The sequence below is a fragment of the Xanthomonas vesicatoria ATCC 35937 genome (assembly GCF_001908725.1).
Lineage (GTDB): Bacteria > Pseudomonadota > Gammaproteobacteria > Xanthomonadales > Xanthomonadaceae > Xanthomonas > Xanthomonas vesicatoria.
This window is the reverse complement of record NZ_CP018725.1, coordinates 326,560-337,822: the sequence shown is the minus strand read 5'-3', so window position 1 is coordinate 337,822 and position 11,263 is coordinate 326,560. Positions and strand designations below refer to the sequence as shown.

Sequence of the window (11,263 nt, the reverse complement as noted above, 5' to 3'; positions counted from 1 at the left end):
ACGTGGCGATCGTCGCTAAAGACCACGGGGGTAGTGCCGATACAGCAACCGTGACTCTGCCGAGAACGCCCATGTATTCACGTCCACTGATCCGTCTAGCCGCTCCTTTGGCTCTGACCTTGCTGTTTCCCTTCGCTGTCGGATTCGACTGGCCCGCTTCGGTGCGCTGGGCGATCCTGGCGACCATGACCCTTAGTTGGTTGGGTTTCGCTGCCTGGGTGACGTATTCCCAGTTCCGGCCTAATCCGGACCAGGCACGCATCCTGCGCGAGCAGGACCAACTGCTCAACGAACTGCGTACGTTCGTCAGCAACGAAGTCGACGGTTCGCGCTCGGAAGTCGAGCGTGCCCGCGAACTGATCCGCCAGGCCGTGTCCGGTCTTGGTGGCAGCTTCGAAGCGATGAACCGTAAGTCGCGTCAGCAAAGCCAGGCACTGGCCCGCATCGTCGACCGCGCAGGTGACGATGGCAGTGCCGGCGTCGATGTCGCCCGCTTCGCCCAGCACGCCAGCTCCCGCATGGAGCAATTGGTGGAAGCGCTGGAACAGGTGAGCGGCCAAAGCACCAACACCGTCCATCACATCGATGAGATGGCCCAGCATCTGGATGGCATCTTCGCGTTGCTGGAAGACGTCAAGTCGATCGCCGACCAGACCAACCTGCTGGCGTTGAACGCCGCCATCGAAGCAGCACGTGCCGGTGAAGCCGGTCGTGGCTTCGCGGTGGTCGCCGACGAGGTGCGCAACCTGTCCGAGCGCTCCACCACCTTCAACGAACAGATCCGCAAGCTGGCACACAGCTCCAAGGAATCGATCGCCAAGGTGCGTGAAACGGTCTCGCAGCTCGCCTCGCGTCATATGGATCGTTCCCGCGAAGCCCGCCATGAATCGGCGGCGATGCTGGAGAACGTCGCTCAGATCAACGCCTCGTTGGGCGATGGCATGCGCGAAATCTCCGAGTGCGCCCGCTCCATCGACGGCAGCGTGGCCGAAGCCGTCCGCGCCCTGCAGTTCGAGGACATCGCAACGCAGACGTTGAGCGGCATCCACACCCACCTCGATCGCCTCACCGCGATCAACCGTGAGGCGGTGGCGCTGCAGGAACTGCTGCATCGCAATGGCGGTGTGTACGACAGCGACCTGGTTGCGTCGCTGGCCAAGGTGTCCAGCCGTCTGCGCGACATGCGTGTGGAGTGGGAACGCCCGCCGCACAAGCCGGTTGCACAGCAAGGCATGGGTGCCGGCACCGTCGAGTTGTTCTAAGACCGATGTCTGCCCGTAGCTTTTGATCCCGACATTCCCCGGCCTTCCGGGGATTTGTCGTTCCGCAACAACCTGGTGTTCCGCTCATGACGCTTCTTGCCTCTACCATCGATGCCGACCCCACTGCCGCACTGGAGGCAGCCGCCTTGGCGACCGCCCATGCCGCGCGCATTGCGCAAAGCGAAGCGGCCAAGCCGGTGCTGCGGCGGGTACGGTTGCCGGCCGCGCTGCACCGTCTGGAGCTTGCGGCCCGTGCGGAAGTCAAGGCATTGATCAACCCGCGCCGCGATTGCAGCGAAGACGCGCTGCTATTCGCCACCGTGGCCTGGGACCTGGGCCTGGATGGCGACGCGGTCAGCGCCTCCGGGCGCTGATGCGATACCGGCGGGGCGTGCCTCGGCAGGCGCCCCGCCGTGTTGTTGGACTGCCCGATCTCAGGCTCCTGACGCTCACTACTCCCGGCAGCGCTGATGCCGTGCGCACGCGCTCCTTGCCCCCTGCCCGGCCGAGACGCGCTCACACCGGGCTGAGGTTTGTCATGTCTGGCCAAGGCCTCTACCATCCATCTCACCTCCTGAGCCCGCCACCAACCCGGGCGATCAGCATGCTGCCTTCTTCCGAGCGCTGGATGTCATGAAAATCCGTTGCCTGGCGTTGTGTGCGGCAGCCTTTTCTCACTCGGCCACTGCGGCAGATGACAAGGTGTATCTCGAATTTCTCTGGGATGCCCGCCCACCTCATTCGATTGCCCGCCAGCAAACCATCCAGTTTTTGACCGATGGTCAGCACACTCACCAAGTGTGTGTCGCGACCAATCTCGCCGAGACCGATGTAGGTGGGTTGGTGGTGAAGGCGTTCGATGCCTCCGGGCAGGAAGTGTCGAGCCACCAGTACCCCGACTACCGTGGCATCAAGCACTGCTACGGTGCCGATCTGGGCCAGGGAGGCAAGCCTGGCCTATGGACGTTTCGCGCAAGCACAGGAGATGGGCGCACCGGGGAAGAGACATTGCAGGTCCATGCCAGGCTGGCAGACTCACCCTTGTCAAACGATCCGGGAACACCGTATGTCGTTGGCCGCCCGAACTATGACGCAGCGATCCCGCCGGCCGAGTGGCATGGCCGCCTTGTCTGGGAAATGCAGGTCAATCCGCAAGGCACGGTGACCGGGGTCACCGTCGTGACGGCAGAAGGCGTTGGCTTGAAACTTCGCAGCCGTGCGATCGCGGCCGGTTATCTGTCGCTTTTCTTCCCTGATAAACAGCGAGCGCGCACCCCGCTGCTCTGGAGGCGCGAGCTGTCGTTCGAACCGGAATGAGACCGGCACGATGTCGATTGACGACACTGCATCAGTCGATGCTTACCGCGTGAGACGAGTACGCCAGGCAGTCATGCATGCACGTACGGGACAACAGCCCTCGTTCTTCGTCGCGCTATCGAGCCATTCTGGATCCGTTTGGAAGATGCTCCAATCGCTTCCGGGGAGATTCCTAACATCCTGCACTGACCCATTAGGCGATGCGTCTTGACCGGACTGTGCCCCGTCCAGAAACGACACCGTCAAGGTGTCCAAAGGAAGTGCCAATGCCTCTGGGACGAGCAAGCGCGATCCGCGCCGCTTGCGATGCATATGCAGGACATCAGGTAGGGATTTGGATCAGATCGCCAGCAACAGGCAAGCAGCAAAGCTGTCGCCTGTCCTCGTACCGCAGCGGAACGGCACGGAGCCGATCACATCACTGGGTGATAGTGCGCGACACCACGTATGCGGCGCCAGCATGGCCAACGGCTCAGCTAGCAATCACCAGTCGCGCGCCCAGCCGCATGCCGGCTTCGGCCTCGCGCAGCCACTGCGCCATGTCGCGCGGCGACAGCGGGCGTGAGTAGAAATAGCCCTGGATTTCGTCGCAGCCCTGCTGGCGTAGCAAGGCGTCTTCCTGCACGGTCTCTACGCCTTCGGCGACGACCTGCATGCCCAGCGCGTGGCCCAGATGCACGATGGCCTGGGTGACTTCGGCGGTATTGGCGTCGTCGAGCATGCCTTGCACAAAGCTTCGGTCGATCTTCAGGCGCTGCACCGGAAAGCGGTTGAGGTAATGCAGATTCGAAAAGCCGGTGCCGAAGTCGTCCACCGCCAGCAGCACGCCGTTCTGCTCGAACAATTCGAAGCAACGGCGCAGCGCATCCGAATCGCGAATCAATGCAGATTCGGTCAATTCCAGTTCCAGGCGCGATGGCGGCCAGCTGTTGTCGCGGCAGATTTCCAACACGCGCTCGGCAAAGCCGCGTTCGCGCAACTGCACGGCCGAGACGTTGACCGCGATGCGGCTGAAATTGAGCCCGGCGCGGTCCCAGACCACAGCCTGACGGCAGGCTTCGCCGATCACCCATTCGCCCAGGCGCACGATCTCGCCGCACTCTTCAGCGATCGGGATGAATTCGACCGGGCTGCAGGGTCCATGGCCGGGGCGATTCCAGCGCATCAGCGCTTCGATCGCCGGCGATGCGTCGCCCACGGTGTTGACCAACGGCTGGTACACCAGCGTGAACTCTTCGCGCTCGAGTGCGCCTTGCAGCGCATGCTCGAGCTCAAGGCGGCGCTGCGCACGCAGCAGCACGTCCTGGCTGTAGTAATGGAAGGTGTTGCGGCCGGAGTCCTTGGCCGCGTACATCGCCGCGTCGGCGGCGCGCAGCAGGCTATCGAAGTCCGACAGACCCTCTCCCTGCAGCGCAATGCCGATGCTGGCACCGAGCTTGAGGGTGACGTGGTCCTTGCGCAGCGGCTCGCCCAGCGCGCTGATCAACTTGCGCGCCACGTGGCCGGCGTCTTCCGGCTCGGAAAGATCGCGCAGCAGCACGATGAATTCGTCGTCGCTGAAGCGGCCGAACAGATCGCTGTTGCGCAGATGCTGATGCAGGCGCGCCGAAGCGAGCTTGAGTAGATTGTCGCCGGTGGCATGGCCGAACGAGTCGTTGATGCTCTTGAAGCCGTCCAGATCGATCAGCAGCATGGCCAGCACCTGGCCGCGCTCGTTGGCTTCGCGGATGGCGTTTTCTGCCTGCTCGCGCAGCAAAAAGCGGTTCGGCAGCCCGGTCAGGCGGTCGTAGTGCGCCAACAGCTCGATGCGTTCGTTGGCCTCGCGCTCGCGGGTGACATCGCGGAACAAGGCGACGAATCGCGGAGGCAAACCTTCACGACGGTCCAGCTCGATCAGCACCTGCACCCAGATGCGTTGACCGGAGTTGCGGTAGAAGCACAGCTCCAGCTGCTCGGGCAGGCCACCGTCGGAAATGCGCAGCAGCGCCGCTTCGAAGGCATCGCGCGAATCCTGGGTGTACAGCGCAAGCGCCTGCTCCAGCGTGATGTTTTCCTTGCGCAGGCCGTGGATGCGGTAGCACTCCTCGGTCCACTGCATGCGCCGGGTATCGACCTCGATTTCGCAGCCGCCGATCTTGCCCAATGCAGACACGCGATTGAGCAATTCGGTGCGCCAGCGGATCAACGCATCGGTCTGCCGTTGTTCGGTGACGTTCTGCAACTGGCCGAGCACACGCACCATGCTGCCGTCGCCATCGAACACCGGCTGTGCCCAGACCCGCAAATGATGCGGATTGACGCCGAGCAGGCCGTTGACCTCCAGCTCGAAATGGACCGGCAGGCCTTCGTGCTTGATCTTGCGCCAGGCGCTGCGCAATTGCGCCAGCGATGGCCGGGCGAGCAGACGCAGCACGTCGCGAACGCCATGCAGGCGCACCTGGATCATGCCGAGTTGCTGCAGGAAGTCCTGCGAGATCCACAGCTGGTCCTTCAGCGAATCCCAATTCCAACTGCCCATGCTGGCAATGCGCTGGGCTTCTTCGAGCTGGGCCTGCTGCTCGCGCAACTGTTGTTCGAGCAATTTGTGGTGATGCACGTCGGTATGCGTGCCGACCATGCGCATCGGGCGCCCGTCGGCGGTGCGCGAAACCACGCGGCCACGATCCAGGATCCAGCGCCACTGGCCGTCTTGCTGGCGTAGCCGGAATTCGGCCACGTAAGTGTCGGTGCGCCCCTCCAGATGGGCCTGGACGGCGGCGCTGACGTGCGCGTGGTCGTCGGGATGAATCAGCCCGGACAGCGCAGTGAGATTGTTCGGCAGGGGTTGCTCGGAATAGCCGAGCATGCGGGTCCAGCGTTCCGAGCGGTACACCACGTCGGCGGGGATGTCCCAATCCCACAAGCCGTGGTCGGCGCTGTCCAGGCCCATTTCCCAGCGGCTGGTGCCATCGGCGCCCTTCGGCTCGGGAATGCTCAGGGTGAAGGCCATGATCTGGCCGTGCTCGTCACAGACCGCGCGCAGCCAGCCTTCCAGGCGTCCGCCGCCGGTTCCCGGCAACACGCAGGCCGCCATGCCACCAGTGTCGACGACCTGGGCCCGGCTGCTTTCCAGCACTTCGGCATACGCACCAAGGGTTGCCGGCAGCCCGAGGGACTGCGCAGCGCGATTGGCCGCCAGGGGCTGGCCATGCGCATCCAACAACACCACCGCTGAGGTCAGCGGGTGCTGCAGCATGCTTGCAATGACGCCTGAGTCCACTCTGGAACACTCCGAAGGATCGACCCCTGCCTCGGGGTCGCAATGGATAACGGCCGTCCAGCGGATTAGTTGAGGCGGGTGTTTCGAGCGCGACCGAACCGGGATCAGTTGCGGCTAAGATGTCCGCATCGCCAGCTCCAAAGGTCGTCCGCGGACCCATGCACCAACCTGTCGCCGCGCCCGCGTTTTCGTCCCCCCCCGTTTCCCGACTTCGCCTGGCCGAACGCCTGCAGCAAGGGCTGTGGACGCTGACCGGGCTGTACCTGCTGATCGGCGTCGTGTGGCTACTGCTGGGCAACCGCTTGCTCAACCTGGCTGGCGCGGAGGTACCGGAACGCTGGTCCGATGCCAGCTTCCTGCTGGTGTCGAGCGTTGTGATCCATCTGGTGCTACGGCGCTTCGTCTCCTTGATCGTGGAAGAGCATGCGCAATTGGCGCAGTCCGAGGCGTTGCTTCAGGCCAAGTTTTTGGCCCTGCCCAGCCCCGCCTTTATCTACGATCTGGCCACCATGCGCATCCTCGATGCCAACCCGGCGGCGCTGGAGTTCTTCGGCTGGGAGCGCGATGAATTTCTGCAGCAGACGCTGCAGGCGGTCTGGCCCAACGCCGATGGCGCGCGACTGGAAGACATCATCACGCAGATCCGCGGCAAGGGCGATGCCACCTGCGTACTGAACGAAGATCTGCTGACCCGCAGCGGGCTACGGCATGTGGAGGTGCGCAGCAATCAGCTCCACCTGGCCAGCGGCCCTGCCCGGCTGGTGGTGACGGTGGACCGCAGCGAAGAACGCCAGGCGCAGCATTTGCGCGACGAAGCGCTGGAGCGCCTGGAAGAGGCGCAAGGCATCGCGCGCCTGGGTTCGTGGCAGTTGGATCGCGCCACCGGCCTGGGCCGCTACTCGTCGGCGGTCTATCGCATTCTGGGGCGCAGCGTGCCGATGCATCGTCGCGAGCATCGGCTGGAAGAGCTGCTGACCGCATCCGACACCGCCACCCAGACGCGCATTGAACGCATGATCGAGGACATGTGCACCGGCGGCGAAGTGCAGATCGACGTGCTGCTGCCTCTCACCGGCGGTGATTCGCAACCGCGCACCGTGCATTTGCGCGCGGAGAGCGTGACCCTGCCCAGCGGCGCGCGGCATGTGCACGGCACCTTGCAGGACGTCAGCGAGCGCGAACAGTCGCGGCGCCTGCTGCGCGAGCGCGAAGAACAGTTCCGGGAGTTGGTGCGGGTGCTACCCGACGGCGTGCTGATTCTCGCCGACGAGCACGTGATGTATGCCAATGCGGCCGGTTCAATCCAGTTTGGCTTCCAGGGCGAGACCATTCTGGGCGAGCCGCTGCAGACGCTAGTCGGCGATTCCGACCTGTCGGTGGTGCGCGACTATCTGCGTGCCGGCAGCGATCGCAGTGAGCCGGTATCCAGCGCCCGGGCCATGCGCCGTCGTGATGGCAGCACCTTCTATGCAGGCCTGTCGGCCGGCGATATCCGCTACGGTGGACGCAGCTGCAAGCTGCTAGTGGTACGCGACCTGAGCGAGCCCGAGCGTATGCGCGACGCATTGGCCGAGAGCAATGCGGAGTTGCAGGCCATGGCCAAGCGCCTGTTCTCGCTGCAGGAAGACGAACGCCGCGCGATCTCACGTGATCTGCATGACGACATTGGCCAGGCGATCACCGCAATGAAGCTGTCTGCGCATGCGGCGCTGGATGAAACCGACCCGGTCGCGCGCCGAGAGGACTTGTTGGAAGTGGTATCGCTGGCCGACAGCACGGTCACCAAGCTGCGCAATCTGTCGATGCTGTTGCGTCCGCCGCAACTGGACGCACTGGGTCTGGAAGCGGCGCTGCGCTGGCAGGCGTCAATGTTGTTCCGCGCCTCGCAGGTCCGCCTGGAACTGGACATCCAGGCGCTCGACGTCCGCCCCGGCAACGAAATCGAACAAGCGTGCTTCCGGATTGCGCAGGAAAGCCTGACCAACGCGTTGCGCCACGCATGCGCAGGTGAGGTGCGCATGAGCCTGCACTCGATCGACAGCGAGAGTTTCTGTTTGGAGGTCAGCGATGACGGCGATGGATTTGAACCTGAGGGTCCGCGCGGGCTTGGACTGATCGTGATGCGTGAGCGCGCGCAAACCGTCGGCGGCGTGCTCGCGATAGACTCAGCCCCCGGAGCAGGCACGCGCGTGACGTTGCGTCTGCCCTATCACCCGGCCGGCGAGTCCGTCCACGAAGATGGTGGACGTTGAGTCATGTGGAGCCCCGTAATCCCGCCAGGATTGGAAATCGTCAAACCGACAAGACTGGGCGCAGGCAATCCCGAATTACTGCATCTGGTGGACGCAGCCGCGTCCGGCGGCCAGCCGTTGATGATCTTCCATGTCGATATCGACCACTTTGCCTCGATCAACGAGAACATGAGTGGTGAAGTCGGCGACCAGGCACTGACGCTGGTCGCACGCCGCCTTCAGGAATTTCTGGGCACGCGCGGCAAGCTGTGGCGCCACGGCAGCGACGAGATGATCATCGTGGCGGTGCGCCGCGACGACACGCCGCTGCCGGAGGATTTTGCCGAGGAGATTCGCCAGCAGCTTGAATTGCCGCTATCGGTGTTGCCGTACACATTGTTCATGACCGGCAAGGTCGGGATCAGCCTGTGTCCGGAACACTCGACCTCGCTCTCGGTCTTGCTCGATTACGCCGAAGAAGCCAGCTACCAAGCCGCGCGCGAAGGCGGCAACACCGTCCGCTTGTACACGCGCAATTCGGCCACCAACGCACATAGCGAAAGCATCATTGCGCGACAGATCGTCGATGCGATCCCGCATGGCGAGCTGCGCCTGCGCTACCAGCCCCTGGTCAGCGCACGCGACGGCCGCATCGTCGGCATGGAGGCGCTGCTGCGTTGGCAATCGCCCACCCTGGGGATGCTGGTGCCGGAACGTTTCATGCGCACCGCCGAACGGCTGGGTGTGATCGTGCAGATCGGTGAATGGGTGCTGCAAAATGCGGTGCGTCAGGCGCGGCTGTGGCGCGACCAGGGCTTCGACGACTTCAGCATTGCAGTGAATGTCTCCACGCTGCAGCTGTTGCGGCCGGGCTTCTTCAACGAAGTGATGGCGATGCTGCAAACCGCCGGCGTGCCGGCCCAATTCGTGACGCTGGAGATCAACGAAAGCGCGTTGACCAACAACGTCAACTTCGTCCACGAGACGATGGCTAACCTGCGCAACGAAGGCATCAGCCTGAGCCTGGACAACTTCGGCACCGGCGATTCCAGCTTGAGCGCCTTGGTGCGTTACCCGGTGGACCGGCTGAAGATCGACCGCAGCTTCATCAAGAGCGCGCCGGCCGGCAGCCGCGAGGCGGCGATTGCGCGTGCGATCATTGCAATGGGCCACCAGCTGGGCATGACGGTCATTGCCAATGGCGTGGAATCGCAGGCGCAATTGGGCTTTTTGCGCCGCAACGATTGCGACATCTTCCAGGGCTATCTGTTTGGTGAGCCGATGTCGGCCGAGTCCGCCGGCATGGCCTTGCGTCGGCGTTACCTGCGTCCGGAATCATTCGCCGAAAGCCGCCCCGACCGCACGCTGCTGTTGCTGGACGACGAAGAAAACGTGCTGCGCTCGCTGGTCCGGCTGTTCCGCCGCGACGGCTACCGCATCCTGGCTGCGGGCAACGTCCGCGATGCCTTCGACCTGCTGGCAACCAACGATGTGCAGGTGATCCTGTCGGATCAGCGCATGAGCGACATGAGCGGCACCGAGTTCCTGGGACGGGTCAAGATGCTCTACCCCGACACCGTGCGCCTGGTGCTGTCCGGCTATACCGACCTTGCCACGGTGACCGAGGCAATCAATCGCGGCGCAATCTACCGCTTCCTGACCAAGCCCTGGAACGACGACGAACTGCGCGAGCATATTCGCCAGGCCTTCAGGACCCACGACGAGCTGCGTAACGGCCGGGAATAGGGAATCGGGAGTGGGGACTCGTTGGAGCAGAAGGCGGCTTCGGCGAGCTTGGCGCTACTGCATGGCGTACCCCATCTTTCCGCTACTGACAGTCAAGGTGAGCAGGTCACCACAGTGCTCCCGCTAACGATATAAGCGCATCAGCACTTTCGTTGCAGGAATCAAACAGAGCGCAGCAATCGGCTCTAACGACTCCCCATTCCCTGCGCGTCAGCGCTACTTCGGCTGCCGGATCGGCAACACGATGCGGAAGCTGGCGCCCTGCCCTGGCACGCTTTCCACGTCGATGCGGCCGTGGTGCTTATTGATGATGCCGTAGGAGATCGACAGGCCCAGGCCGGTGCCGCTACCGACCGGCTTGGTGGTGAAAAAGGGGTCGAAAATGCGCTGCAGCAAGTCTGGAGCGATGCCGGCACCGCTGTCCTGGAACTGGATCCAGACGTTTTCCGCCTCGTCGCGTCCGGTAGTGACGGTGATCGTGCCGCGCTCGACAATCGCCTGACCAGCGTTGAGCAGCATGTTCATATAGACCTGGTTGAGCTCGGACGGCAGACATTCCACCAACGGCAACTCGGCGTAATTGCGCTCCAGGGTCACCTTGTACTTGAGCTCGTTCCAGATGATGTTGATCGTGGATTCGAGGCCAGCGTGGAGGTCCACCATCTTCCACGACTCGGAACGGTCCGAGTACGAGAAGTCCTTGAGGTCGCGCACGATGCGGGTCACCCGTTCGATGCCTTCGCGCGATTCGGCCATCAACTGCGGCAGATCGCGGCTGATGAAGTCGATATCGGCACGGTTGCGGATCTCGTCGATTTCAGGAATCAATGCCTTCGGGTCAGGTGCCTGCAGCGCGCGCTCGTAAGCTTCGATCAGTGTGAACAGGCTGCGCAGGTATTCCTGCAGGCTGCCGAGATTGGAGTGCACGTAACCGATCGGATTATTGATTTCATGCGCCACGCCAGCCGCCAGCTGGCCGATGGATGCCATTTTCTCCGACTGCAGCAACTTGTCCTGCGCGCCGTTCAAGCGCATATACGCCTGGCGTAATTCGGCGTGACGCTGTTGCAGCTCGCGCTCGTAATCCTGCTGGCCTTCGATGTTGTGGAACAACGCCAGAAAGTGGCCGACGCCCTGCTCTTCGTTGTAATACAGATGCGCGATGACCACGCGGTCGGCCACTGGCAGACTGCCGGTCCAGCTGCCCTTGCTGCGCGCCTGGTTGAGTGCATCCGATGGCAATACCTGTGAGATCCGCTCGCCCAGATTGCGATCGTCGGCGGGGTCTTCCTTGCACAGGCTCTGACGCGCGACGGCGTTAGCCAGAATCAGCTGCCCGTCGGCACGGAACAGCAACACACCTTCGAGCATCTGGTCGCCGAAAGCGCGCAGGATGGTCGAAGACGGCAACAATGCTTGATTGAGAAAAAACTTGGCGGTCACGGGAC

7 protein-coding genes are annotated in these 11,263 nt (G+C 63.3%); 5 read left to right on the top strand and 2 right to left on the bottom strand.

The genetic code is table 11. The annotated features are described in order from the left end of the window. Positions 1–71: 71 nt before the first annotated feature. From BJD12_RS01410 to BJD12_RS01400, 3 genes are all read left to right on the top strand, one after another. Positions 72–1,262, top strand: coding sequence for a methyl-accepting chemotaxis protein (locus BJD12_RS01410; protein WP_039421776.1), 1,191 nt, complete (start codon positions 72–74; stop codon positions 1,260–1,262). A gap of 86 nt (positions 1,263–1,348) precedes the next feature. Further along, positions 1,349–1,636, top strand: a complete 288-nt coding sequence (locus tag BJD12_RS01405) for a hypothetical protein (RefSeq protein WP_005991059.1) — start codon at positions 1,349–1,351, stop codon at positions 1,634–1,636. 259 nt (positions 1,637–1,895) lie between these two features. Then, complete coding sequence (locus BJD12_RS01400; protein WP_005991060.1) at positions 1,896–2,579, top strand: hypothetical protein; 684 nt, start codon at positions 1,896–1,898, stop codon at positions 2,577–2,579. 472 nt (positions 2,580–3,051) lie between these two features. Here the strand turns inward: BJD12_RS01400 and BJD12_RS01395 are convergent, their stop codons facing one another. Further along, positions 3,052–5,838 (bottom strand): EAL domain-containing protein, encoded by a 2,787-nt coding sequence (locus tag BJD12_RS01395; RefSeq protein ID WP_172797181.1) that lies wholly within the window; start codon positions 5,836–5,838, stop codon positions 3,052–3,054. A gap of 119 nt (positions 5,839–5,957) precedes the next feature. Here BJD12_RS01395 and BJD12_RS01390 point away from each other — a divergent pair, with 119 nt between their 5' ends. Both BJD12_RS01390 and BJD12_RS01385 read left to right on the top strand, forming a co-directional pair. Next, a complete protein-coding gene (locus BJD12_RS01390; RefSeq protein WP_039421783.1) occupies positions 5,958–8,090 on the top strand; it encodes a sensor histidine kinase in 2,133 nt (710 codons plus the stop codon). A gap of 3 nt (positions 8,091–8,093) precedes the next feature. Continuing rightward, positions 8,094–9,815 carry an EAL domain-containing protein gene (locus tag BJD12_RS01385; protein ID WP_042828795.1) on the top strand — a complete coding sequence of 574 codons (1,722 nt, stop codon included), beginning with the start codon at positions 8,094–8,096 and terminating at the stop codon, positions 9,813–9,815. Positions 9,816–10,031: 216 nt separating this feature from the next. Here the strand turns inward: BJD12_RS01385 and BJD12_RS01380 are convergent, their stop codons facing one another. Next, positions 10,032–11,258 (bottom strand): ATP-binding protein, encoded by a 1,227-nt coding sequence (locus tag BJD12_RS01380; RefSeq protein WP_005998229.1) that lies wholly within the window; start codon positions 11,256–11,258, stop codon positions 10,032–10,034. Positions 11,259–11,263: the final 5 nt, after the last annotated feature.

What these genes read in the sequence shown, in the direction of transcription:
- BJD12_RS01410 (WP_039421776.1), top strand. Translation starts at nt 72, where the DNA reads ATGTATTCACGTCCACTGATCCGTCTAGCCGCTCCTTTGGCTCTGACC.
- BJD12_RS01405 (WP_005991059.1), top strand. Translation starts at nt 1,349, where the DNA reads ATGACGCTTCTTGCCTCTACCATCGATGCCGACCCCACTGCCGCACTG.
- BJD12_RS01400 (WP_005991060.1), top strand. Translation starts at nt 1,896, where the DNA reads ATGAAAATCCGTTGCCTGGCGTTGTGTGCGGCAGCCTTTTCTCACTCG.
- BJD12_RS01390 (WP_039421783.1), top strand. Translation starts at nt 5,958, where the DNA reads ATGTCCGCATCGCCAGCTCCAAAGGTCGTCCGCGGACCCATGCACCAA.
- BJD12_RS01385 (WP_042828795.1), top strand. Translation starts at nt 8,094, where the DNA reads ATGTGGAGCCCCGTAATCCCGCCAGGATTGGAAATCGTCAAACCGACA.